Here is a 24,688-nt window from a genome sequence, read left to right on the forward strand (position 1 = left end):
CAGTTTTATTAATTTATTTACACCATTGCGACTAAGTGGTTATGTTTATTGCCCAACTTACTTTAAGAGTAGTTTTATATTCAATTAATCGTATTTAACTTATTGAAGACCAAAACTTAATACGCTTCGTACTAAATAAGTAATTAGGTTGAAATGAAAATTAGGATAAGGAGGTCTTAGTTAGCACGCACTTGTTTAAGAGGTACTTTATGAAACACCAGCATTTATTATATTTATCAGGCGCTGCTATTATATTTAGCGCAGGCAGCTTTGCTTTATCTATGGAAAAGGTTGAGCACAGTAATGTAGAAGCCACCATGCATGTAGAAACCATTGTACTTGGATCGGGTTGTTTTTGGGGAGCCGAAAAACGCTACGAAGCGCTTAATGGCGTTATTGATGCTGAATCGGGGTACGCTGACGGCAATGGCTTTAAAGCTACCTACAGAAACATTACTGATCAGTCTCGTCGTTTTGACGAGAACAATTATGCTGAAGTTGTACAAGTTATGTATAACAGCAATATAATTTCAGCAGAAGATCTCTTAAAAAACTATTTTGAAAGTCACGACCCTACGCAAAAAAATCGCCAAGGTAACGACATTGGTACGCAATACCGCTCAATTGTATTAACGACTACTGATGCGCAAGCTAAAGTAGCTGAGCAAGTTAAATCGCAATATCAGCAGCTTTTAACTGATGCAAGCTATGGCAAAATTGAAACAGTTATTAAACCGCTTCAAGGTTTTGTATCGGCAGAAGAGTATCATCAAAATTATTTAGAAAAAAACCCTAATGGCTATTGCCCAGATCACTCTACCGGTGTTGTTTTTAATAAAACACCTGTAGAAAAAGTAGATAACACTGCTTTACTAGCAGGAAAGCAAATAGTGGTACTTGATTCACGTGAATACTGCCCATATTGTGAAAAGTTTAAAAAAGCAGTCGCAAATGATTACAAAGGAACAATACCAATGTCGTTTCGCCATGCTGACCAACTTGATAATTTAACTATTAAGTCAGCCACGTGGGCAACACCAACCATTTTGTTTTTAGAAAATGGCGTTGAGGTATATGGCCGTCAAGGTTACGCAACGCCTGAAGAGTTTTATAAAGCATTAGGCGCTTTTAAATTAGGTAACAGTGATGCTTATAAAGTTGCATTTGATGCACGAACAGATAGACCTTACTGTAAAGAGTACAAAGAGTTTAAAAATACACCAGACGGCACTTTTGTTGATAAATTAAGTGGCGAGCCACTATTTGATACAAGCGATAGGTTTAACTCAGGTACTGGTTGGTTGTCGTTTACTCATCCTGTAAAAAACAACGTAACACAGCACGACGATAGCAGCTGGGGCATGACACGCATTGAGCTTCGCTCTAAAAGTACAGGCATACACTTAGGGCATTTATTTCCAGGTGAAGGTCCAAGAGGTCGCGATCGTTACTGTATTAATGCAACAGTCCTTGATTTTGTACCGAGAGATAAAAGCTAAACCTTTTCTTTACGTAGCCTGATTCTAATCAGGCTTTTTTTGCATAAAACAAAATAGGCTTATCATAATCTTTGCAAATTTGTTAAAATTAAAGCGTGCAGCTAATTGTCAACAATATTACTTAGGTTATTAATGAATCAATTTATAAAAATAGCAACGCAGTTAATATATTTGCCATTCGCTTTACTGCTTTTAATAAACAACGCTAAATCAGCGACTCATTACGTAGTAGGCGTAGAGAATATAGAATACCTTCCATACTACGATGGTAGTGGGGCTGATAACCGCGACTATTATGGTTTTAGTCAAAAGTTACTTACCTTGTTTGCCCAGCAGCATGACTTTAAGTTTGAGTTTTACACACTACCTATTAATCGACTTTACAAAGAATTTGTGGAACATCGCCATGTCGACTTTAAGTATCCAGATAACCCTAGCTGGAAACCAAGCTACAAAGCTTCATTTATTGATGTAAATAAAATTATTTATTCGCAGCCAACCGTTGTGACTAAAACGGGCATTGCGAGTTTAAATAAAAATATCACTATTGATGAATGCATTAGTTTTGCAACGGTAAGAGGGTTTACGCCTCAAAGCTTTAAACCGTTAATGAATAATGAAAACGTTGAGTTAATAGAAACAGCTAACGTAGTTGAATTAATAGAGTTGCTTTTAAAAGAGCGGGTGGAGTGTATTTACATATCTAACGATGTATTAAATTATAACCTCCTAAAATACTTTAAATTAACCCGAGCTGTTTATTTTCAGAACGAATTGCCGACAGATTTACAAGCCTTTTTATTATCGTCGATTGACTACCCTGACATAATCAAGAAATTTAATACCTTCTTGATTTCACATAAAGTGCAAATAAGTAAATTAAAAAAAGAATATCAAATTAAAAATTAACTAAAAAAGCCCCGTAAGTTATAACTTACGGGGCTTTTAAAAGTATTAAACTTATATTGCATATCATGTGGTTTGCGCCAAAAATAAAAACAGTTCAAGCCAAGTCACCACCTAACTTGAACCGCTTCTTCACACTGACAACATCTTCACACACAATATAAAGATTCTGTTTACTACGCGTTGGTAGCTTTGTATTACATATCATGTGGTTTGTGCCAAAAATAAAAACAGTTCAAGCCAAGTCACCACCTAACTTGAACCGCTTTTTCACACTGACAACATCTTCACACACAATATAAAGATTCTGTTTACTACACGTTGGTAGCTTTGTATTGCATATCATGTGGTTTGCGCCAAAAATAAAAACAGTTCAAGCCAAGTCACCACCTAACTTGAACTGCTTTTTCACACTGACAACATCTTCACACACAATATAAAGATTCTGTTTACTACGCTTTGGTAGCTTTGCATTGCATACCATGTGGTTTGCGCCAAAAATAAAAACAGTTCAAGCCAAGTCACCACCTAACTTGAACCGCTTTTTCACACTGACAACATCTTACACACACAATATAAGATTCTTTTCACTGCTACGTTTGAGTTACTAGAACTCTAAAGGTTGCATTTATTGCTCTTAAGAAACAATTTAACTAAGTTGTTTTGAGCTGATAAAGCAACTTTAATATTTAACTTTATTTTCGACAAACGATAAAAACAAAACCAATGAGTGAAAAAAATTAAACTATAGACTTTAGTCTAATGCATGGTGCTAAGTTTATGTATTTAATTAAAAAATTATTTAAATTTGCAGAGAGGTTTAGACGAGTTCAGTAATACAACATAGAGTAGGTTGTATTACTGAACTCGTCTAATAGGGATTATTCTTGGATTTTTCTAAACGTATTTACAACCCACTTCGCAAATAAATCAAGGGGGTGATTAGGCGTGTTTGATTCGTGCTGCACTAAATAGTATTTATCTTTAGTTGTTAAAGGCTGTTCGAATAACTTGTAAAGCCATTGCTCATCTAGCCAGCTTTGGCTAATAGGCAGTGGAATAAGTGCAATGCCCATGCCTTGCTGCGCTGCACGCGCTACACCAAACATGCTATCTATTTGAATAATCTGCGAAGGAGAAAAATCATCAATCCCTGCTTTTTCGGCCCACTGATGCCAAGCCCAAGGGCGAGCTTTGTGCAAGATTAGCGGAACTTGGTTAAGGGCTTGACGATGATCGTCCCTCCACTGATCGAGCAATTTTTTATTACATGCAGGAATATATTCAAGGTTAAACAACTCAGTCGCTAACCCTTCAGTAGGTTTACCAGAGGACAATACAATAGATAAATCGCTATGACGCGTTAATTCTTTGCGTGTTTTAAGCGTGTCCATTTGCAGGTTTATATTAGGGTGTTCTGAGGTCCACTCACTTAATTTAGGCATGAGTAGTTCGCTGGCAAAAAATTCAGGCAGGGTAATCGTCAAATTTGTATTTTGCTGCATCTGACTAAACTCATTAATGGTGCTCTCTAACATTGTGATGATAGGAGACACAGCATCAAAAAAGTTTTTACCCGCTGTGGTTAAGCTAATTGAACGCGTTTTACGTTGAAAAAGCTCAATACCAAGTTGTTCTTCAAGTTGTTTTATTTGATGGCTTACCGCAGACGGCGTTAAGTACAGCTCATTAGCTGCATGCTTAAAACTTAGGCTTCTTGCGGCAAAGCAAAAAGAGCGAAGGCCACGAATAGGAGTTTGCATGTTTTCCAGAATTATTTAATTTATTGAGACGCCTTACTTAGGCAAAATTTGAACCAACTATTTAATGTTTAAATATCAATAGGTTAAAAATAAAATTAACGCTAGTTCACAAAAAGGGTGCAGGCTATCCACAAAATAGTGCAAAGAATCTAAGCGCTTACATTTAGTTTATATTTGTATTATAGATAAAATTTACTACAGATGTATGAATGACGGTAAAAATAATGACAAAAGATAAAAAAAATCCCTCTTGCGAGGGATTTTGGGTAACTCAGCGCCATTGGCACTGGGAATGAGGTCGGTACAGGGTAAAGCGTTATTTTAAGCTAAAGCCTAAAAAACCATTTCTGGAACTTCACCGTCAACAAGTAATTTACCTGCTGTTTTACTAATGATTTCATCAACAGATACGCCCGGAGCACGTTCTAATAGATGAAATGCGCCGTCTTTAACTTCTAATACGGCTAAATCTGTCACTATTTTTTTAACGCAATTAACGCCAGTAAGCGGTAAAGAGCAGGCTTCTAATAGTTTAGAGTCACCATGCTTACTTGCATGGGTCATAGTAACAATAATGTTTTTCGCGCCAGCGACTAAATCCATCGCGCCACCCATGCCTTTAATCAGCTTTTTAGGGATCATCCACGATGCGATGTTGCCATTCTGGTCAACTTCAAATGCACCCAGAACGGTTAAGTCTACATGACCACCCCGTATCATGGCAAAACTATCTGCACTATTAAATATGGCTGCACCAGTGGCTGCTGTCACGGTTTCTTTACCCGCGTTAATCATATCGGCGTCTAGCTCTGCTTTAGTCGGGTACGGGCCCATGCCTAAAAGGCCATTTTCGGACTGTAACATAACTTCAATATCATCTGGTACATAGTTTGCGACGAGTGTCGGAATTCCTATGCCCAAATTTACGTAGTAACCATCTTGAAGTTCTTGTGCAACGCGCATTGCAACTTGTTCACGTGATAATGCCATAATTTTGCTCCTGCTTAATCTCGTGTTGTTACACGTTCAATGCGTTTTTCAAAGCTGCCTTTAATAACGCGATTTACAAAAATACCTGGGGTATGAATTTGGCTTGGTTCAAGCTCACCCGGCTCTACAATTTCTTCTACTTCGGCAACGGTAATTTTACCAGCTGTTGCCGCCATTGGATTAAAGTTCATGGCGGTGTGTCTAAACACTAAATTACCAAAGCGGTCGGCTTTCCACGCTTTAACAATAGCAAATTCACCTGTTATAGACTCTTCTAAAATGTATGGGCGACCATTAAATTCTTTTACGTCTTTGCCTTCAGCAACTGGAGTGCCGTAACCGGTAGCGGTGTAAAACGCAGGTATACCCGCGCCACCAGCACGCATTTTTTCAGCTAATGTACCTTGAGGCGTAAGCTCTACATCAATTTCGCCACTTAATAACTGCTGCTCGAATAGGGCGTTTTCGCCAACGTATGAGGCAACTACTTTTTTAATTTGTTTGTCTTGTAATAAAATACCTAAACCAAAGTCATCAACACCACAGTTATTAGATACTACGGTTAAGTTTTTTGTTTGCATGTGCTTAATTTGTTTAATTAAGCCCTCAGGAATACCACATAAACCAAAACCACCGGCGATAATGGTATCGCCGTCTTTTAATCCTTCCATTGCAGCTTCGTAACTAGAAACTACCTTATCAAAACCGGCCATGAGTCTCTCCTCATTGTGTGCTATTTGTTGTTAACTATCTTTAATCATCATTTCATAAGATAGCTATTTAACCTGAACTCTGGTTAATAGATTTACTAACATATGAATCAGGGTGATATTTAAATTTATTTTCTCTAGCCAGAGATTTTCAGTGAAAACAAGGCGAATTTACGCGTCAATAGCTGGCCTATTGCAAGTAAATTCAACGCAGTTAGTGCTGAAAATAGCTGCTCGAGATAGATTTATTATCCAGAGCTCAGGTTATTTTGTGTGCAGTGCCACAGATACTTTGCTCACAGGTTGCTTACCAAGTGCTTTGGTTATTTCCCAGCCAGCGTCACTTAACCTTTGTAAATCAATTGAGTGTTCAATGCCAAGCCCTTGCAGTAAGTAAACTACATCTTCGGTGGCAACATTTCCTGACGCCCCCTTAGCATAAGGACAGCCACCAAGGCCCGCGACTGCCGCGTCAACCGTTGCAATACCTAGGCTTAAAGCTGCGTAAATATTTGTGAGCGCTTGGCCGTATGTATCATGAAAATGCACGGCCAACTTGGCTTTATCAATGTGCGTTAAAAGTAACTCGATTAATTGCGTTACTTTTTTAGCGGTGCCAACACCTATGGTATCGCCAAGGCTTACTTCGTAACAGCCTAAATCTAATAGCTTTTGCGATACCTTAAGTACTACTTGCGGGTCAATCTCCCCCTCGTATGGGCAACCGAGTACACAGCTTACATAACCACGTACACGAATATTATTCGCTTTAGCAAACGCTATTACTTCACTAAAGCGTTCAATACTTTCGTCTATTGAGCAGTTGATATTTTTTTGACAAAACGACTCACTCGCAGCTGTAAATATAGCAAATTCTTTAATGCCAACAGCGTGCGCTGCTTGTGCACCTTTTAAGTTAGGTGTAAGGGCGCTTAAATTTACATTGGGTAAATCAAGGGCTGATATTACATCCGCTGAGTCTGCCATTTGCGGCACCCACTTAGGGGAGACAAACGCGCCCGCTTCAATATCTTTTAAACCTGCAGCACTTAGGGCGTTAATAAGCGCTACTTTATCGGCTGTGCTTACTGTCTTTTCGTTTTGTAGGCCGTCTCGCGCGCCAACTTCAACAATACGTACTTTATTTGGAAAGGCACTCATTATGCACCTTCCTCAGTTGTATCTTCGACAATAGCAAGTAAGGCTCCATGCGTTACTAATTCGCCTTCACCAAAACAGTAGCTTTTTAAAATGCCGTCATGTGGTGCGTTAAGCGTGTATTCCATTTTCATGGCTTCGATAATAACAACCGCATCGCCTTTGGTAATTGTGCTACCAATATCGATTAAGTGCTTAACTACTGTGCCATTAAGCGGCGCGGCAAGTGGCAGTGCTTCACTTTCGTGCGAACTAATATAATGTTTATCAACTAGTTCAAGCTTAGTTTGCAGTGCTTTATTCATCACTGTCACACTATTGCCAACAGTATTATTACCTACCGTAGTTACGTGCGCGCTATGTTTTTCACCGTTAATAAATACACTGCAAAGACCACTATTTAATGTGCCTTGTAGATTAAAAACGTGCTCGTTATGCGTAATACTATAACCCGCTGCTGTTTTTATAGCGCTTAGCTGCAAATCGGCAAAAGGGATCTTAATTGCTTGCGGAGCATTGAGTCTAAAACCAGTTAGTTGTTGCCACGGGCTTGCACTGTTTTGCGCATTTTGGGTGCTAGTTAGCGATTCTAAATACGCAAAAGCACCAATAAGCTGACTTGCTTGCAATAACGATTTATCAACCGCAACTAACGAATCACCTTGCTCAGCAATAAAGTGTGTGCTTGGCGCACCTTGTTTAAACGTAGGGTGGCTTGCTAAATTATGTAAAAAGCCAATGTTAGTGCTAAAACCTGCTAAATGAAATTGCTCAAGAGCGTGTTGTAAACGGCTCAGTGCTTGTTCGCGATTGTCGTCGTGCACAATAAGTTTTGCAATCATCGGGTCGTAAAACGGGCTGATTTCGTCGCCTTGTGCAATGCCTGTATCAATGCGTACAAATTCACTGTTAAGCGGTGTGTGTAGTGCTTCAATAGTGCCCGAACACGGGATAAAGTCGTTAGCTGGATCTTCTGCGTATATTCGCGCTTCAAAGCTATGACCCTGCAATTGAATATCACTTTGTGTCAGCGGCAATGTTTGCCCACCCGCAATATTAATTTGCCAATTGACTAAATCTACACCCGTTACCATTTCGGTCACAGGGTGTTCTACTTGAAGGCGCGTATTCATTTCCATAAAGAAAAATTCATCGCCACACAGTAAAAACTCAACCGTACCTGCGCCTCTATAATTTATAGCCAGTGCACAACGTACAGCCGCTTCGCCCATTTCTTTGCGTAGTTCGTCAGATAAACCCGGAGCAGGGGCTTCTTCAATTACTTTTTGATGACGACGTTGCAAAGAACAATCACGATCGCCTAAATAAACACAGTTGCCATGGTTATCTGCAAATACTTGCACTTCTACATGGCGAGGCTGGTTAACGTAGCGCTCAAGTAATACTAAATCGTTACCAAAACCGGCAATCGCTTCACGTTGCGCACCTTGTAGTGCGCTCATAAAGTCTTGTGCTTTTTCAACCACACGCATGCCTTTACCACCGCCACCAAAGGCCGCTTTAATGAGTACAGGGTAGCCAATTTTTTCAGCTTCACTTTGTAAAAAAGCAGGGTCTTGCTTATCACCGTAATAACCAGGCACTAACGGTACATTAGCAGCTGCCATTATTTCTTTAGCGCGGGTTTTAGACCCCATTGCTTCAATGCTACTTGCTGGTGGCCCTATAAAAGCAATGTTATTAGCTTCGCAGGCTTTAGCAAATTCGCTGTTCTCAGATAAAAAACCATAGCCTGGGTGAATACAGTCAGCGCCGCAGTCTTTGGCAACTTGTAAAATTTTGTCTGCTACTAAATACGAATCTTTACTTGGCGCGGCACCAATATGGTAAGCCTCGTCAGCCATTTTTACGTGCTGGGCATGTTTGTCTGCATCAGAGTAAACCGCGACCGTGGTTAAGCCCATTTGTTTTGCGCTGCGCATTACACGGCACGCAATTTCTCCACGATTGGCAATCAGTATTTTTTGTAATCGTTGTGTGTTCATAATCAATCCTACAGTTGCCAAGCGGGTGGGCGTTTATCAAAAAAAGCACTTAGCCCTTCTTGACCTTCTTCAGATACGCGAATTTTTGCAATACGCTCTGCGGTAAGCTCAATGAGTTCATCGGTTATTGGTTTATTTGCTACATCGTTAATTAATGCTTTTCCGGCTTTTACTGCAACAGGTCCGTTATCAATCAGTGTTTGCAGCATATTATCGAGCGCACAGTCTAAATTACCGGTTACTTGATGAATTAAGCCAAGTTGCTTAGCAGTATGTGCATCAAACACTTCAGCCGTTAAAAAGTACCTGCGAGCAGCGCGCTCACCAATAGCTTTAATAACGTATGGACTAATAACCGCCGGAATAAGACCCAGTTTTACTTCACTTAAACAAAATTGTGCATCGTCTTTACTAAGGGCTATGTCGCAACAGGCTATTAAGCCCAGAGCACCACCAAAAGCGGCACCTTGCACAGCACAAATTGTAGGATGCGGGGAGCTTGCCAATACCTGCATTAATTTAGCTAATTGCATTGAATCAGCTAGGTTATCGGTGTAATTGTTATCAGCCATTGATTTCATCCAGGCTAAATCGGCGCCTGCTGAAAAGTGTTGACCCTCTGTTTTTAAAACCAAAGCACGAATATCAAGCGTATTTGCATGTTCAATACACTGGATCAGCTCATGTATTACTTCGCTGTTAAATGCGTTTCTTTTTTCTGGGCGACTTAACACAAGTACAGCCACATTAGATTTTGTAATTTGTAGTGTTACTGACATTTTGCGCTCCGGTTACATTCTAAATACGCCAAATTTCGAATCACGTTTTGGTGCGTTATTCGCAGCTGTTAACGCAAGACCTAATACATTACGCGTGTCAGCAGGGTCTATAATGCCGTCATCCCACAAGCGTGCGCTGGCGTAATAAGGATGACCTTGCTGTTCGTACTGATCAATAATTGGCTTTTTAAAATCACTGATTTCTTGCTCGCTCATGGTTTGGCCTTTGCGTGCTAAACCATCTTGTTTAACTTGCGCCATTACACCGGCTGCTTGCTCGCCGCCCATTACCGAAATACGGGCATTAGGCCACATCCACATCATGGTTGGTTCAAATGCACGGCCACACATCCCGTAGTTACCTGCGCCGTAAGAGCCGCCAATAAGTACTGTGAATTTAGGCACATCAGCACACGAAACCGCCATCACCATTTTAGCGCCGTGCTTAGCAATACCTTCGGCTTCGTATTTTTTACCCACCATAAAGCCGGTAATATTTTGTAAAAATACTAAAGGAATATTGCGCTGAGCACACAGTTGAATAAAGTGCGCGCCTTTTTGCGCCGACTCACTAAATAAAATACCGTTATTAGCTACTATGCCAACAGGATTGCCGTAAATACTGGCAAAGCCGGTGACCAGCGTTTCACCAAAGTAACGTTTAAATTCATCAAATGATGAATCATCCACTGTGCGCGCTATTACTTCGCGTACATCAAACGGCTTTTTAAGGTCGGTGCCTACAATGCCGTAAAGCTCGTTTATATCGTATCTTGGTGGTTTTACATCCTCGAGAAGAGGAGCTGTAGGGCGTGTATAATTAATACGCTCAATACATTGGCGCGCAATAGACAGCGCATGAGCATCGTTTTCAGCGTAGTGATCGGCAACACCCGAAATTTTACAGTGCACATCGGCGCCGCCTAACTCTTCGGCTGTTACTTCTTCGCCGGTTGCTGCTTTTACAAGGGGCGGACCTGCTAAAAATATAGTGCCTTGATCTTTTACAATAATACTTTCATCGGCCATTGCAGGTACGTACGCACCACCTGCGGTACATAAGCCCATTACTACAGCAATTTGTGGAATGCCTTTACCCGACATACGGGCTTGATTGTAAAAAATACGACCAAAATGCAGCTTATCTGGAAATACATCATCTTGCTCTGGCAGATTTGCACCGCCCGAATCCACCAAATAAATACATGGTAAGTGGCAACGCTCGGCGATATCTTGTGCGCGTAAATGCTTTTTAACGGTAAGCGGAAAATATGTACCGCCTTTAACCGTGGCATCGTTTGCAATAATCATGCATTCAACGCCTTTAACACGGCCAATACCGGCTACAACGCCTGCACAAGGTATTGCTTGTTCGTACACACCAAAGGCTGCAAATTGCGAAATTTCTAAAAACGGTGAGCCTTCGTCAATTAATGTATTTATGCGGTCGCGTACAAATAATTTACCACGGCCTTCGTGGCGCTCTTTTAATGCAGCGCCTCCGCCTTGGCTAATTGTTGCTACTTTACTGCGTAAATCATCCACCAGCGCTGACATATTTTTATGGTTTTGCACAAACGTTGGGTCGTGAGGATTAACGCTCGATTTTAAAATAGTCATGGTTTAATCCTTAACGGCTTTCTGTGAAAAGTTCGCGGCCAATAAGCATGCGACGAATTTCGGATGTACCTGCACCAATTTCGTATAATTTAGCGTCACGAAGAAGACGACCCGTTGCGTATTCGTTTATGTAGCCATTGCCACCTAAAATTTGAATTGCATCTAGCGCCATTTTAGTTGCTAGCTCTGCGGCGTATAAAATGGCACCGGCGGCATCTTTACGGGTGGTTTCGCCTCGGTCACACGCTTTAGCTACCGTATATACATATGAGCGCGCAGCATTCATTTGTGTATACATGTCGGCTATTTTGCCTTGAATTAACTGAAATTGACCAATAGGGGTATCAAACTGTTTACGCTCATGAATGTACGGTACCACTATGTCCATACACGCTTGCATTATGCCAAGCGGGCCCGCTGCAAGTACTACGCGTTCGTAATCAAGGCCACTCATAAGTACTTTAACGCCTTCGTTTAAGTTACCTAAAATGTTTTCATCGGGTACTTCGCAGTTTTCAAATACTAGCTCACAGGTATTTGAGCCGCGCATGCCCAGTTTGTCGAGCTTTTGCGCTGTTGAAAAACCAGGAAAGTTACTTTCAACAATAAACGCGGTAATACCTTTAGCGCCGGCGTTTAAATCTGTTTTAGCGTAAATAACTAACGTGTGCGCGTCTGGACCATTGGTGATCCACATTTTATTGCCGTTTAAAATGTACTTATCTCCTTTTTTTTCGGCTTTGAGTTTCATCGATACAACGTCAGAGCCCGCATTAGGCTCGCTCATTGCAAGGGCACCAATGTGCTCACCACTAATAAGCTTTGGTAAGTATTTTTCTTTTTGAGCTTGTGTGCCGTTACGGTTAATTTGATTAACACACAAGTTTGAATGCGCACCATAGCTTAAACCTATAGAGGCACTGGCACGGCTTATTTCTTCCATAGCAATAACATGTTCTAAGTAACCTAAACCGGCGCCGCCAAGTTCTTCAGATACGGTCATACCTAGTACGCCCATTTCGCCCATTTGAGTCCAAAGTTGATTTGGAAAAGCGTTATCTAAGTCCGTTTTTTCAGCAAGCGGGGCAATCTCCTGACTCGCAAAACTGTTTACGTGGTCGCGGATCATATCGGCGGTTTCGCCAAGGCCAAAGTTCATTTCTTTATATAGTGAAATAGTGCTCATGATTCATTCCTGTGTGACGTGTGTGTTGTCAGTGTTTTTTTATTTTAAAAATAAACTTACTCGTCTATTTTATTAAGCGTGTCTCTGCAGCGGCGCTCGGCCGTCACCAACTCCATAAGAACAACTTTAATGTCGTCCATTTGTTGAGATAGGTCTGCTTTTTTTTCTGATATAAGGTCAAGCATAGTAACCAACTGCTTAGCGCTTGATTTATCTGCGTCGTACAGTTCAAACAAACGTCCGGTTTCGGCCAATGTAAAGCCAAGGCGCTTACCACGTAATATTAGTTTTAAACGCACTTTATCGCGTTTTGAATAAATACGGGTTTGACCATTACGATCAGGCGTTATTAACCCTTGGTCTTCGTAAAAGCGAATAGAGCGGGTTGTAATGTCAAATTCTTTAGCGAGTTCGCTAATGCTAAATGTTTGTTCATTACTGGCCGGCATTTTGGCTGAGCTTGCAAAGTTTGTTTGATTATCTGGTTTCATAATTGTATTTACCTCATTCGAATAACTCCAATATAAGTGAAGTTTACGTAAAGGTAAAGCGTGGTGTGATTTGAAACTATTTATAAAGGGATATTTAAGTGAGGTGTTGATTTATATTATTAATATTCAATGGGTTATTTTTATTTTATCAGTGTAGCCTAACCGATGGAAAATAATCATTACACTTATAAAACTAAAAATTAAGCTGTTTTTAGTTGACGTTGGCGTAAACGTTAGTATTGTGTAAGGGTATTAAATAATAAATGAATACTAAATTAATAGAGCAAATATACTAACAACTATTTGCATATAAATACAATGGAGTTAGTTATGACTTTAGAATCAGTGGTAATTGTAGCAGCAAAACGCACCCCAATGGGTGGTTTTATGGGAGCGTTAAGTGATGCGCAGTCTACCGAGCTTGGCGCTACCGCCATTGCAAGTGTACTCACACAAACTGGTTTAGCTAATGATGCAATAGACGAAGTAATTATGGGCTGTGTATTACCAGCAGGCCTTGGACAAGCACCTGCACGCCAAGCAATGTTAAAAGCAGGCCTTGCACTTAGCACTGGCGCTACAACAATTAACAAAGTATGTGGCTCTGGTTTAAAAGCAGCCATGCTTGCAAACGATTTAATTAAAGCGGGCTCAATTCAATCTGCTATTGCTGGTGGCATGGAGAGCATGACAAACGCACCGTACTTTATACCAAAAGCGCGTGGCGGAATGCGTATGGGGCACGGTGAAATAAAAGATCACATGATGAGCGATGGCCTTGAAGACGCTTACGACAATAAAGCTATGGGTTGTTTTGCACAAGACACCGCCGACGAATACGGCATTGGTCGCGAGCAAATGGATGCGTTTGCATTAGGCTCATTAAGTAAAGCTAAAGCCGCGATACAAAACGGTAGCTTTGATAACGAAGTTGCACCCCATACAATGCAAACACGCAAAGGCGATGTAACAGTATCGATTGACGAGCAACCAGGTAACGCCCGCCCAGAAAAAATTCCTACCTTACGTGCAGCTTTTAAAAAAGACGGCACTATTACAGCCGCTAATTCATCGTCAATTTCAGATGGTGGCGCAGCGCTTATATTGATGAGCGAATCAAAAGCAAAAGAGCAAGGGTTAACACCGCTTTGTAAAATTGTGGCGCACAGCACGCATTCTCAAAAACCAAGTGAATTTACAGTAGCGCCAGTAGGGGCTATGAACAGCGTGCTTGAAAAAGCAGGTTGGGCTGTAAACGACGTTGATCTTTGGGAAATTAACGAAGCATTTGCCATGGTAACCATGCTGGCTATTAACGAGTTAAAACTTGATGAAAGTAAAGTAAACGTTAACGGCGGTGCATGTGCACTTGGCCACCCAATTGGTGCAAGCGGCGCGCGTATTTTAGTAACGCTTATTCATGCCCTTAAAAACCGAGGTCTTAAAAAAGGCATTGCGTCTTTATGTATTGGTGGCGGTGAAGCGGTTGCTATGGCCGTAGAAGCGTATTAACTAGGTATTAAATAGTTATAAGAAAGCTGTACGAATAACTACAAAAGCGCTGCACTAATAATGCTAACAAAGCGGCGCTACCAATTTTAAAAGAGAACACACAACTCACACACTAGGATTTAATCATGCACCAAGTACCACTACTTATAAATGGCGAATTTATTCAATCAGCATCAAAAGAGCTTATCGATGTTATAAACCCAGCAACTCAAGAAGTACTTGCACAAGTGCCATGTACCACAAAATCAGAAATGGACGCGGCAATTGCCTCAGCTTCTGAGACGTTTAAAACATGGAAAGACGTACCCATTACAGAACGTGCTCGCATTATGATGAAGTACGCTGCGCTATTAAAAGAACACCATGATGAGCTTGCTACCATTATTTGCCACGAATTGGGTAAAACATTTGAAGATGCAAAAGGCGATGTTTGGCGCGGTATTGAAGTAGTAGAACAAGCAGCAAACGCACCATCATTAATGATGGGTGAAACAATGGAAAACGTAGCGCGTAAAATCGATACGTATTCTTACATGCAGCCACTTGGCGTATGTGCGGGCGTAACACCATTTAACTTCCCTGCAATGATCCCACTTTGGATGTTTCCGCTGGCTATTGTGTGTGGTAACACCTTTATTTTAAAACCGTCTGAGCAAGACCCACTTACACCAGTGCGCTTAGCAGAGCTATTTATTGAAGCCGGTGCACCAAAAGGCGTATTACAAGTTGTTCACGGTACAAAACCACAAGTAGACCGCTTACTAGAAGACAAAGCAGTACGCGCTATTTCGTTTGTTGGCTCGTGTGGTGTAGGTGCTTATATTTATTCTAAAGGCACGCAAAACCTTAAACGTGTGCAAGCCTGTGTTGGCGCTAAAAACCACATGGTTATTATGCCTGATGCAAGTAAATCGCACGTTGTAAACAACCTAGTAGGCGCATCTGTCGGTGCTGCTGGCCAGCGCTGTATGGGTATTTCTGTTGCTGTATTTGTAGGTCAAGCAAGTCAGTGGGTAGATGAAATTAAAGCAGGCTTTGAAAATGTACGCCCAGGCGTGTGGGATGATGCAAACGCGGCATACGGTCCACAAACATCAAAAGCAGCAAAGGCACGTATTTTATCACTCATTGCTGGTGGTAAAGAGCAAGGCGCTACCTGTTTAATTGATGGTTCTGACTTTACGGTTGAAGGGTATGAGCAAGGTAACTGGGTTGGCCCAACGTTATTTACCGATGTAACCAAAGAGATGGATTTATACAAAGAAGAAATATTTGGTCCAGTACTAGCGTGTATGTTTGTAGACACGCTTGAAGAGGCAATCGCCCTTATTAACGACAGCCCTTACGGTAACGGCACCTCATTATTTACCTCAAGCGGCGCAGTGGCTCGTAAATTCCAACACGAAATTGAAGTAGGCCAAGTAGGTATTAATGTGCCAATTCCGGTGCCACTTCCGTTCTTTTCATTCACTGGTTGGAAAGGCTCGTTTTACGGCGATACTCACACGTACGGTAAGCAAGGTATTCGTTTTTACACAGAAACTAAAACAATTACCTCACGTTGGTTTGAAGACGACATTGCGTCGGGTCCAAACATGAGCATTAACTTAAAATAATCGTAATTAAAAAATGAGTAAATAAAAGAATAATTAATAAAAAAGATGGGCGCGAAGGCAACTTCACACACAACACACACATAAGCCTTCGCCGCTCGTCACTAACTATCCCTGTAATGGGAAAGCGAAACGCAACAAACACACAACAACAAACACACAACTAAAGAGGTCTCTACCATGGACTTTAACTTATCTGAAGATCAACAAGCCTTTGCTCAAACTGCACGCCAATTTGCCGAGTCAGAACTTGCGCCCCATGCCGCAAAATGGGATCGCGAACATATCTTTCCTAAAGACACGATTAAAGCTGCGGGCGAGCTTGGTTTTTGTGGTTTATACACGCCAGAGGAAGCAGGCGGCCTTGGTTTATCTCGTTTAGATTCGAGCATTATTTTTGAACAACTTGCTATGGGCTGTACCGCAACAACGGCCATGTTGACCATTCATAATATGGCCACCTGGATGGTAGCAAGTTTTGGTACTGATGCCGTAAAAGACAAATACGTAGAGCAATTAGTAATGGGCGAGCTACTTGCCTCTTACTGTTTAACAGAGCCAGGCTCGGGCTCAGATGCCGCATCACTTAAAACAAAAGCCGTGCTTGAGGGTGATGAGTACGTTATTAATGGCTCAAAAATGTTTATATCAGGCGCGGGCGAAACCGAAGTATTAGTGGTAATGGCACGTACAGGCGGCGAAGGCGCTGCGGGTATTTCGGCATTTGTAGTGCCTGCCGACGCAAAAGGCGTTGAATACGGCAAAGCTGAAGAAAAAATGGGTTGGAACGCACAACCAACACGGCTAATTAGCTTTGAAGATGTGCGCATCCCTGCGCATAACTTGTTAGGCGCAGAGGGCGAAGGCTTTAAATTTGCGATGCAAGGCCTTGATGGCGGCCGAATTAACATTGCCACATGTTCAATTGGTACAGCGCAAGCGGCGCTTAATACAGCCCGTGAATATTTAAAAGAACGTACACAATTTGGTAAACCATTGGCTGCGTTTCAAGCATTGCAATTTAAAATTGCCGATATGAACACCGAGCTTGTAGCTGCGCGCCAAATGGTAAGGCTTGCTGCATTTAAACTTGATAATAACGACGTTGAAAAAACCACTTACTGCGCCATGGCTAAACGCTTTGCTACCGATGTTGGCTTTACTGTGTGTAACGACGCACTGCAAATTCATGGTGGTTACGGTTACATAAAAGAATACCCGCTTGAGCGCCATGTACGTGATGTACGCGTTCATCAAATTTTAGAGGGCACTAACGAAATTATGCGTGTGATTATAGCGCGCCGTATTTTGGCTGAGTCTGCAAGCGACGTTTTATAAGGAGCAATGTATGTCAGAATCTAAATCTAATCCGAGTATTGAACTTACAACCGAAGGTCATGTTGCTATTTTAACTATGTCTAACCCGCCAGCAAACACCTGGACAAAAGACACCCTAGTTGATTTAAAAAATACCGTTAACGCGCTTAATAATAATAAAAATATTTATGCATTAGTACTGACTGGTGAAGGCGAGAAGTTTTTTAGCGCGGGTGCCGACCTAAACGTATTTGCTGGTGGCGATAAAGGCGTAGCTGCTGATATGTCGCGTGTATTTGGTGAAGCATTTGAAGCGCTTACTAATTTTAGAGGCGTGTCGGTTGCTGCCATAAACGGCTATGCAATGGGCGGCGGTTTAGAGGTGGCGCTTGCGTGCGACGTACGTATAGCGGAAGAGCAAGCACAAATGGCATTGCCTGAAGCTAAAGTAGGGTTATTACCCTGTGCTGGTGGCACACAAAATTTAGCATGGCTAGTTGGCGAAGGCTGGGCAAAACGCATGATTTTATGCGGCGAGCGCTTAAAAGCTGATAAAGCCCTGCAAATTGGCTTAGTAGAAGAAGTAGTACCACAGGGTGAAAGCTTTGAGGCGGCATTAAAACTGGCCAACCAAGTGGCCGATCAAAGCCCTACCTCAGTTGCAGCGTGTAAAACATTGATTCAAAAAGGGCGCCATCAACCAATGGCAAGTGTATTGCCTCTTGAGCGCGAGTTATTTGTTGGTTTATTTGATACCGAAGATCAACAAGAAGGCGTAAATGCCTTTTTAGAAAAACGCCGCGCTAACTGGGTAAATGGCTAATGAGTGCTTTAACAGTATTAAATAACGCCGATGAGCCCGTAGTATTTGAAACCGCAACCGCAGAAAATGGCAGTTTAATTGGGCTTATTACACTCAATGCACCAAAAGCATTAAATGCGCTTAATTTTGAGATGATCAAATTACTTGAGCCGCAATTGCGAGCTTGGCAAGACGATGAAACTATTGCAATGGTGTTGTTAAAAGGCGCAGGCGATAAAGCATTTTGTGCTGGTGGCGATGTTGTGAGCCTTCATCATGCGATGGCGCAGGGTAAACCAACAAGCCTAGTTGAAGAGTTTTTTACACTAGAGTACAAGCTTGATTATCTTATTCATACCTTTGATAAACCAATCCTTGTTTGGGGTAACGGCATAGTAATGGGCGGCGGTTTAGGGCTAATGGCCGGTGCTAGCCACCGCGTTGTAACCGAAACATCACGCATTGCCATGCCAGAGCAAACCATAGGTTTATACCCAGATGTAGGCGGCAGTTACTTTTTACATAAAATGCCACAAAGCGTCGGGCTATTTTTAGGGCTAACGTCGGCCTCTATAAACTGCGACGACGCGCGTTTTGTATCGCTTGCAGATCACTTTATCGATAGCAACAAATATGATGCCATGCTTGCGCAAATTTTAACTGCCAAGTGGGGCAAAACTGCGAGCTTAAATCATGATCGATTAACCGATTTACTCACCGATTTAGACAACCAGTCGGCGCGTATGCCTAAAGGCAATATAAAAGCTAACCTAAAAACGATTCAGAAACTGGGTGAGTTTAAAACCTTGCAAGAGCAGGTTAATTATATTTTAGGGCTAACCACTGATGACAAGTGGCTACAACGCGCTCAAAAATCACTTAAACACGGATGCCCATTAAGTTGTGCACTCGTTAGTGAGCAATTAAAAACCAGCAAAGGCAAAAGCTTATTAGCGTGTTTTAAAATGGAGCTAAGTATGTCGGTTCGCGCTGGCGAAGTAGGTGAGTTTCAAGAAGGTGTAAGGGCGTTATTAATAGATAAAGACGGCGCGCCTAATTGGCAGTACAAAACACTAACTGATGTACCACAAACAATAATCGACAGTTTTTTTGCTAACCGCTTTGGCGAAAAACACCCTCTCAATGGCTTAGACACGCCATCACACAAATAAAGGAAAGACGATGACTAAACTAAATATTGGTTTTATCGGCTTAGGTAATATGGGCGGCCCAATGGCGGCTAACTTAATTAAAGCAGGCCATATTGTTAGCGTGTTTGATTTAAACCAGTCGGTCGTAAATGAGCTTGCAAGTAAAGGCGCAAAAGCAGCAGTTGATGCAAAGCAGTGCGCAACTAATGCTGACGTACTTATTAGTATGTTACCTGCGGGCAAACATGTTAAGTCGCTTTACTTAGGTAATAATGACGACAGCGGTTTAATTAACGTGCTGATCAACAATACATTAGTAATTGATTGCTCAACAATAGATGCAGAATCAGCACGTATTGTAGGCAGTAAACTTGGCGAGCAGGGCATTAGCTTTGTAGATGCACCGGTATCGGGCGGCGTTGCAGGAGCAACTGCTGGCACTCTTACCTTTATTGTAGGTGGCGAAAAAGCAGCGTTCGATAAAGCAAATACAGTGCTTAGTGATATGGGTAAAAACATATTTCATGCAGGCGATATTGGCGCAGGGCAAGTAGCAAAAATATGTAATAACATGCTACTCAGTATTTTAATGGCAGGTACCAGCGAAGCACTGCAAATGGGTATAAATAACGGCCTCGATCCTAAAGTACTTAGCGACATAATGACCGCAAGTTCGGGCCGTAACTGGACGCTTGAACTTTACAACCCTTGCCCAGGTGTAATGGATACCGCACCGGCTAGTAACGATTACAAACCAGGCTTTATGGTCGATTTAATGGCTAAAGACCTAGGCCTTGCCATGGAAGCCGCGCAGCAAAGTAATTCATCAACCCCAATGGGTTCAATGGCTAAAAATTTATACACTATGCTACAGCACCAAGGTGCGGGTAGTGATGACTTTAGTGCCATTTTTAAACTGTTTTCTAAGTAGGAGCAACGCGTGGAAATTAAAAGTAACACGGTAGTAATAACCGGTGGCGCACAAGGTTTAGGCTTTGCAATGGCGCAAAAGTTTGCACTTATGGGTGCTAACATTGCTTTAATAGATATGGCACAAGATTTATTAAACACCGCATGCGAAGAACTCACACAGCTTGAAGGTGTAACCAGCAACATAAAAGGTTATGCCGCAAACGTAACCACTGAGAGCGAAGTAGAAAACGTATTTAATACCATCAACAGCGATTTTGGCCATATTGGCGTGCTTATAAACAACGCCGGTATTTTACGCGACGGCATGTTTATAAAAGCTAAAGATGGCAAGGTCGTTAAAAAAATGTCTCTTGAGCAATTTCAATCAGTGATTGATGTGAACCTGACCGGTGTGTTTTTAGCAGGGCGGGAAGCTGCAAGCCACATGATTGAATCAGGCAAAGGCGGCGTAATCGTAAATATGTCGAGCGTAGCGCGCGCAGGTAATATTGGGCAAACAAACTACGCGGCATCAAAAGCAGGCGTAGTGGCACTTACCACCACATGGGCTAAAGAACTTGGCCGCTTTGGTATACGCGTAGGCGCTATTGCACCAGGTGTTATAAGCACCGCCATGACCGACGCCATGAAGCCCGAAGCCAAACAACGTATGCTTGCAGTAACGCCAGTAGGGCGCTTAGGCGAAAGCGACGAAATTGCCCATACTGCACAATACATTATCGAAAACGACTTTTTTACCGGTCGCGTGGTTGAAATAGACGGCGGCATTCGTTTGTAAAACGAACTAGATTAAGGTTGATTTAAAAGCATAACTCTTTGGGTTGTGCTTTTTTGTTTTAAATCGGGGAGATTTATAAACTTGAAAAAGGGCTAATAACCCCGTTTGCACCTTGCTGCAATACATGAGTATAAATTTGTGTGGTTTTAACATCAGAATGGCCAAGCTGAGCTTGAACAGTTCTTATATCGGCGCCATTTTGCAGTAGATGAGTAGCAAAAGAGTGCCTTAATGTATGAGGTGTTATTATTTTTGTTAACCCTGATTTTTGGACGGCTTTTTTAACCTCTTTTCTAATACAAGAGTGATGAAAATGATGTCGCCTTATTTCACCACTTTGAGGATCTGAACTTAACATATGAGAAGGAAATAAATATTGCCATGCTAGTGTTTTTGCGGCTGAAGGATATTTTTTTGTTAAGGCATATGGCATCCACGCGCCGGCATATTTAGTGTTATTTAAATCAAGCTTTAGGTAGTCATCAACGTTTAAAATTTGAGTTCTCAGCATAGGGATCAGCTCTGTAGCGAGCGTTACAATACGATGTTTATTTCCTTTGCCATTCCATACTTGAATACATTTATAATCTAAATCAATATCTTTCACCCTTAATTGCACCGCTTCCATTACTCTTAAACCACTTCCATACATAAGGGCTGCAATTAAATAATAGCGCTTATTTAAATGAGCCATCAACATTTTAACTTCCTCTGGGGTCATCACGACAGGGAGCTTTGCTTGTTTTTTACTACGGGCAAAATTTAAATTTAATGAAAGTTCGTTTTTTATTATATGTTTGTATAAAAATGACAATGAATTGAGTGCAGTGGCTTGCGTACGTGGTGCAACGTTTTGTTTTAACACTAAATGTTCTAAGTAGCACTCGACTTCATTGTCTCCCATTGAGGTGGGGTGGCGTTTATTATGAAAATGGATATAAGATGCAATCCATCTTAGGTAGGTATCGATGGTGCGTAATGAATACTGACGTACCAACATATAATCGGCTATATAATTTAAAAATGGAGAGCGTGTTTTCATATTACCACCAATAATATAACTGTATTTATATACAGTATAGTTGCACTGCTCCCATATTCAAGAAAATGAGCGACGAGCGCATTTTGTCTTTTATTGAGAGTTTGTGTGCTAGTAAAAAATTATATATAGCAATGTGTTAAGTTATTTGGTAAAAATGATTTATTGAATACATGAGCGTGACATTGGCAGATATATGCGCGATGAGCGCACTATAAAATTGTTATATTTTTAGGAAAGTTATGCGAAAAATTCTAATTTTATCAATGTTACTTAGTCTTAATAGTTATGCGTTTGATAATGACTTTTTGATGATAGATGGTAAGTGGGACTGCTCACCTGAACCAAATGGTGAAATGATATTGGTTAGTATTATCGAATATAAAACCCAAAATATGAGTTATTCCCATAATGGTATGGTCACATTTATCCAAAAAGGTGGCGAAGAGTCTATTTTAGAATTAAAAACTGTAGGTACATTTAAATTTGAATCTCTTATGCTTGAACAGCAAATTGATTCAATTGATATAGCAATAGTTAAAGATAATACTGGCTTTCTAATTGGTGCAAAAGAAAGTCTAAGGAATGCTATGTTAGCTGATACAGCTTCAACCATTACTAAGTCCATAAATGAAAATCGTTGGGTTCAAGTTAATAGTGAAACCAACGAAATTACAGTGTGTAAAAAAATATAACAACACGCCCTGAGGTGGACGACTAGTAAAATTTAGCTATTAACTGCAAATTTTAAAAGTGGTGAGCCTCTGCGTTTTAAGGCCGCTAAATACGTCGATTCATCGTAGGGTGTATTCGTTTTCCAACACCTAAATACAATCCTTATCCATTTAAATGCCAGTGATCTAATTATGCTGTTATGCGGCTTACCCTTGGCTTTTTGTTACTCATAATACGCTTTAGCCCAAAACGAATAACGAATAGAAAAGCCTGCCCATTCTACAAATGTTTGCCTTAAAAAAGTGGGGCAACTATAACGCCAATGAGTCCACATTTTTTGGCCACTGCGCTCAATAACAGGCGCTATACCCGCGTACTTTTGAAGTTCTGCAGCATCATTATAACGCGCACGATTACTCCCAAAAGCAACAAGTAAACGTGGGGCGAGTTGTGGACCTGCACCGGGTAAGCTATCAAATATCTTTTTATCTTGCTGGGCTTTATAAGCCGATTTTATTGCTTTATCGAGCTTTTCAATACCTTTTAATAACACTTTAAATTGCGTAATAAGCACTTCAACGAGCATTTGATTAGGCACAATGACACCTTCATCCAGAGTTAATGGCATTGAATTTTTAATACTGTCTAATCGTGCATTATTGACCGTGGAATAGTGTGAGTTATGACTCTCAAAAAAGTCGAGTAAAGTCTGTTTTCTTGCTTTTTTAACCGCAGTGAGTGACGGCCACTTCTGAATGAAGTCGCAGAATATATACGTGTCCTTTTCTTTAAACCATTCAAGTGCCTGCGGGTAATAATTTTTTAATGTCGCTGTTATTTTATTGGATAAATCGACACTGTCTTGCACTAAACTTCGGCGATATTCAACAAGCTGAGACAGCGTTCGCATAGCTGCTGACTCAGGCTCAATGACAGACAGCTTATCCATGTGTAACGTGAGAATTTCAACTTGTACAAAGGCATCTGATGGGTCATCTTTTGCGCCACTGGGCGTAAAAGCCTGGCGGTATTTAGCAACAGCACAAGGATTCACGGTAAATAAAGTAAGGTGGTCGTATTTAGCTAATGCATAAATAAGCGGGCCTTTTTTAAGCTCACAAACAATTGCTATTTTCTGCTCTGGATAACGCTGTCTAATATCCATAGCCCATTCATGCAACGCTTCAGGTGTGTGTTTAATAACGGTGTAATGATATTTATTAGTGCCTGTTGGGTGTTCACAAATATCATGTTTTTTATCGGCCAAATCCATGCCAATGAGTACAGCAAAATTATCAACGTTATATGCTTTCATTTTATAGCGCCTACGGTTAAAGTTAAGGACGGAATGTGCTTAAATCTCGTTTCTCACAGGTCTTATAGATAGTCTTGGTCGGCAATCCCTGAGTATGCGTTTTGAAATCGAGGTGCTCTGTTGGCTCGAACGTCTTGTTAAAAACATTAGATGTTTGGCATTCAATATTCGTAACCAACAGAAGCATATTCCACTTAATATAATAGTCAGTTACTTTTAAATTAAGTGGCTTGGTCGAACTATAAGTCACTCAAAAGGACAAATAACAGTTGGTTTTTGCTCCTGCGTCGCTTATTTTAACCAACTATTTTTAGCCTCTTAATGAGGCGTTGGTATGACTCCCACTGTCAAGTTAAGCACACTGATCCTTGCTTCACTTTTTAAGCCATAATTACTTCAGCTCGAATTAGAGCGAGTTAATACATAGGATGAAGCAAGTAATTTC

Annotated in this window: 21 protein-coding genes; 10 read left to right on the plus strand and 11 right to left on the minus strand. The window is 41.1% G+C overall.

The features are described from left to right. Positions 1-209 precede the first annotated feature (209 nt). Positions 210-1,499 (plus strand): peptide-methionine (S)-S-oxide reductase MsrA, encoded by a 1,290-nt coding sequence (gene msrA / locus H5157_RS05500; RefSeq protein ID WP_182724322.1) that lies wholly within the window; start codon positions 210-212, stop codon positions 1,497-1,499. Between the two features lie 132 nt (positions 1,500-1,631). Further along, positions 1,632-2,408, plus strand: coding sequence for an amino acid ABC transporter substrate-binding protein (locus H5157_RS05505; protein ID WP_182724323.1), 777 nt, complete (start codon positions 1,632-1,634; stop codon positions 2,406-2,408). Positions 2,409-3,286: 878 nt separating this feature from the next. On the opposite strand, the gene H5157_RS05510 is transcribed toward H5157_RS05505, so the two are convergent. The 9 genes from H5157_RS05510 to H5157_RS05550 form a co-directional block, all read right to left on the minus strand. Next, on the minus strand, positions 3,287-4,168 hold the full coding sequence (locus H5157_RS05510; protein ID WP_182694627.1) for a LysR family transcriptional regulator: 882 nt from the start codon (positions 4,166-4,168) through the stop codon (positions 3,287-3,289). A 333-nt stretch (positions 4,169-4,501) separates the two neighbouring features. Continuing rightward, positions 4,502-5,158 carry a CoA transferase subunit B gene (locus H5157_RS05515; RefSeq protein ID WP_039489749.1) on the minus strand — a complete coding sequence of 219 codons (657 nt, stop codon included), beginning with the start codon at positions 5,156-5,158 and terminating at the stop codon, positions 4,502-4,504. Positions 5,159-5,172: 14 nt separating this feature from the next. Continuing rightward, the gene (locus H5157_RS05520) at positions 5,173-5,871 is read right to left on the minus strand and encodes a CoA transferase subunit A (protein ID WP_008135270.1); all 699 of its coding nucleotides are present in this window, start codon (positions 5,869-5,871) and stop codon (positions 5,173-5,175) included. A gap of 261 nt (positions 5,872-6,132) precedes the next feature. Continuing rightward, positions 6,133-7,029, minus strand: coding sequence for a hydroxymethylglutaryl-CoA lyase (locus tag H5157_RS05525; RefSeq protein ID WP_182720862.1), 897 nt, complete (start codon positions 7,027-7,029; stop codon positions 6,133-6,135). Continuing rightward, entirely contained in the window at positions 7,029-9,032 is a 2,004-nt protein-coding gene (locus tag H5157_RS05530; RefSeq protein WP_182724324.1) for an acetyl/propionyl/methylcrotonyl-CoA carboxylase subunit alpha, read from the minus strand. Before H5157_RS05530 ends, H5157_RS05525 begins: the two co-directional genes overlap by 1 nt. Positions 9,033-9,040: 8 nt before the next feature. Further along, positions 9,041-9,811, minus strand: coding sequence for an enoyl-CoA hydratase/isomerase family protein (locus H5157_RS05535; RefSeq protein ID WP_182724325.1), 771 nt, complete (start codon positions 9,809-9,811; stop codon positions 9,041-9,043). Between the two features lie 12 nt (positions 9,812-9,823). Next, positions 9,824-11,431, minus strand: coding sequence for a carboxyl transferase domain-containing protein (locus H5157_RS05540; protein WP_182724326.1), 1,608 nt, complete (start codon positions 11,429-11,431; stop codon positions 9,824-9,826). 10 nt (positions 11,432-11,441) lie between these two features. After that, positions 11,442-12,617: an isovaleryl-CoA dehydrogenase gene (locus H5157_RS05545; protein WP_182724327.1), complete on the minus strand. Its 1,176-nt coding sequence runs from the start codon at positions 12,615-12,617 to the stop codon at positions 11,442-11,444. A 56-nt stretch (positions 12,618-12,673) separates the two neighbouring features. Further along, entirely contained in the window at positions 12,674-13,108 is a 435-nt protein-coding gene (locus H5157_RS05550; RefSeq protein ID WP_165723432.1) for a MerR family DNA-binding transcriptional regulator, read from the minus strand. A 330-nt stretch (positions 13,109-13,438) separates the two neighbouring features. On the opposite strand from H5157_RS05550, the gene H5157_RS05555 reads away from it, so the two are divergent. The 7 genes from H5157_RS05555 to H5157_RS05585 all read left to right on the plus strand — a co-directional run bounded on the left by H5157_RS05555 (position 13,439) and on the right by H5157_RS05585 (position 21,214). After that, positions 13,439-14,620: an acetyl-CoA C-acyltransferase gene (locus H5157_RS05555; protein WP_024595699.1), complete on the plus strand. Its 1,182-nt coding sequence runs from the start codon at positions 13,439-13,441 to the stop codon at positions 14,618-14,620. A gap of 125 nt (positions 14,621-14,745) precedes the next feature. Next, positions 14,746-16,236: a CoA-acylating methylmalonate-semialdehyde dehydrogenase gene (locus H5157_RS05560; protein WP_182724328.1), complete on the plus strand. Its 1,491-nt coding sequence runs from the start codon at positions 14,746-14,748 to the stop codon at positions 16,234-16,236. Positions 16,237-16,413: 177 nt separating this feature from the next. Continuing rightward, positions 16,414-17,571 (plus strand): acyl-CoA dehydrogenase family protein, encoded by a 1,158-nt coding sequence (locus tag H5157_RS05565; RefSeq protein WP_002961869.1) that lies wholly within the window; start codon positions 16,414-16,416, stop codon positions 17,569-17,571. A gap of 10 nt (positions 17,572-17,581) precedes the next feature. After that, the gene (locus H5157_RS05570; RefSeq protein ID WP_182724329.1) at positions 17,582-18,373 is read left to right on the plus strand and encodes an enoyl-CoA hydratase; all 792 of its coding nucleotides are present in this window, start codon (positions 17,582-17,584) and stop codon (positions 18,371-18,373) included. Next, positions 18,373-19,524 carry an enoyl-CoA hydratase/isomerase family protein gene (locus H5157_RS05575; protein WP_182724330.1) on the plus strand — a complete coding sequence of 384 codons (1,152 nt, stop codon included), beginning with the start codon at positions 18,373-18,375 and terminating at the stop codon, positions 19,522-19,524. Before H5157_RS05570 ends, H5157_RS05575 begins: the two co-directional genes overlap by 1 nt. Positions 19,525-19,534: 10 nt before the next feature. Next, positions 19,535-20,434, plus strand: a complete 900-nt coding sequence (mmsB, locus tag H5157_RS05580; protein ID WP_182715377.1) for a 3-hydroxyisobutyrate dehydrogenase — start codon at positions 19,535-19,537, stop codon at positions 20,432-20,434. Between the two features lie 9 nt (positions 20,435-20,443). Further along, a complete protein-coding gene (locus H5157_RS05585; protein ID WP_182715378.1) occupies positions 20,444-21,214 on the plus strand; it encodes an SDR family oxidoreductase in 771 nt (256 codons plus the stop codon). 73 nt (positions 21,215-21,287) lie between these two features. Here the strand turns inward: H5157_RS05585 and H5157_RS05590 are convergent, their stop codons facing one another. Beyond that, on the minus strand, positions 21,288-22,256 hold the full coding sequence (locus tag H5157_RS05590) for an integron integrase (protein WP_182724331.1): 969 nt from the start codon (positions 22,254-22,256) through the stop codon (positions 21,288-21,290). 239 nt (positions 22,257-22,495) lie between these two features. On the opposite strand from H5157_RS05590, the gene H5157_RS05595 reads away from it, so the two are divergent. After that, positions 22,496-22,948: a hypothetical protein gene (locus tag H5157_RS05595; protein WP_182724332.1), complete on the plus strand. Its 453-nt coding sequence runs from the start codon at positions 22,496-22,498 to the stop codon at positions 22,946-22,948. Positions 22,949-23,151: 203 nt separating this feature from the next. On the opposite strand, the gene H5157_RS05600 is transcribed toward H5157_RS05595, so the two are convergent. Continuing rightward, the gene (locus H5157_RS05600; protein ID WP_259399349.1) at positions 23,152-24,243 is read right to left on the minus strand and encodes an IS110 family transposase; all 1,092 of its coding nucleotides are present in this window, start codon (positions 24,241-24,243) and stop codon (positions 23,152-23,154) included. Between the last annotated feature and the right edge of the window lie 445 nt (positions 24,244-24,688).

This window comes from Pseudoalteromonas sp. SG43-3, assembly GCF_014164385.1.
Classification (GTDB): Bacteria; Pseudomonadota; Gammaproteobacteria; order Enterobacterales; family Alteromonadaceae; genus Pseudoalteromonas; species Pseudoalteromonas distincta.

What these genes read in the sequence shown, in the direction of transcription:
- msrA (WP_182724322.1), top strand. Translation starts at nt 210, where the DNA reads ATGAAACACCAGCATTTATTATATTTATCAGGCGCTGCTATTATATTT.
- H5157_RS05505 (WP_182724323.1), top strand. Translation starts at nt 1,632, where the DNA reads ATGAATCAATTTATAAAAATAGCAACGCAGTTAATATATTTGCCATTC.
- H5157_RS05510 (WP_182694627.1), bottom strand. Translation starts at nt 4,168, where the DNA reads ATGCAAACTCCTATTCGTGGCCTTCGCTCTTTTTGCTTTGCCGCAAGA.
- H5157_RS05515 (WP_039489749.1), bottom strand. Translation starts at nt 5,158, where the DNA reads ATGGCATTATCACGTGAACAAGTTGCAATGCGCGTTGCACAAGAACTT.
- H5157_RS05520 (WP_008135270.1), bottom strand. Translation starts at nt 5,871, where the DNA reads ATGGCCGGTTTTGATAAGGTAGTTTCTAGTTACGAAGCTGCAATGGAA.
- H5157_RS05525 (WP_182720862.1), bottom strand. Translation starts at nt 7,029, where the DNA reads ATGAGTGCCTTTCCAAATAAAGTACGTATTGTTGAAGTTGGCGCGCGA.
- H5157_RS05530 (WP_182724324.1), bottom strand. Translation starts at nt 9,032, where the DNA reads ATGAACACACAACGATTACAAAAAATACTGATTGCCAATCGTGGAGAA.
- H5157_RS05535 (WP_182724325.1), bottom strand. Translation starts at nt 9,811, where the DNA reads ATGTCAGTAACACTACAAATTACAAAATCTAATGTGGCTGTACTTGTG.
- H5157_RS05540 (WP_182724326.1), bottom strand. Translation starts at nt 11,431, where the DNA reads ATGACTATTTTAAAATCGAGCGTTAATCCTCACGACCCAACGTTTGTG.
- H5157_RS05545 (WP_182724327.1), bottom strand. Translation starts at nt 12,617, where the DNA reads ATGAGCACTATTTCACTATATAAAGAAATGAACTTTGGCCTTGGCGAA.
- H5157_RS05550 (WP_165723432.1), bottom strand. Translation starts at nt 13,108, where the DNA reads ATGAAACCAGATAATCAAACAAACTTTGCAAGCTCAGCCAAAATGCCG.
- H5157_RS05555 (WP_024595699.1), top strand. Translation starts at nt 13,439, where the DNA reads ATGACTTTAGAATCAGTGGTAATTGTAGCAGCAAAACGCACCCCAATG.
- H5157_RS05560 (WP_182724328.1), top strand. Translation starts at nt 14,746, where the DNA reads ATGCACCAAGTACCACTACTTATAAATGGCGAATTTATTCAATCAGCA.
- H5157_RS05565 (WP_002961869.1), top strand. Translation starts at nt 16,414, where the DNA reads ATGGACTTTAACTTATCTGAAGATCAACAAGCCTTTGCTCAAACTGCA.
- H5157_RS05570 (WP_182724329.1), top strand. Translation starts at nt 17,582, where the DNA reads ATGTCAGAATCTAAATCTAATCCGAGTATTGAACTTACAACCGAAGGT.
- H5157_RS05575 (WP_182724330.1), top strand. Translation starts at nt 18,373, where the DNA reads ATGAGTGCTTTAACAGTATTAAATAACGCCGATGAGCCCGTAGTATTT.
- mmsB (WP_182715377.1), top strand. Translation starts at nt 19,535, where the DNA reads ATGACTAAACTAAATATTGGTTTTATCGGCTTAGGTAATATGGGCGGC.
- H5157_RS05590 (WP_182724331.1), bottom strand. Translation starts at nt 22,256, where the DNA reads ATGAAAACACGCTCTCCATTTTTAAATTATATAGCCGATTATATGTTG.
- H5157_RS05595 (WP_182724332.1), top strand. Translation starts at nt 22,496, where the DNA reads ATGCGAAAAATTCTAATTTTATCAATGTTACTTAGTCTTAATAGTTAT.
- H5157_RS05600 (WP_259399349.1), bottom strand. Translation starts at nt 24,243, where the DNA reads ATGAAAGCATATAACGTTGATAATTTTGCTGTACTCATTGGCATGGAT.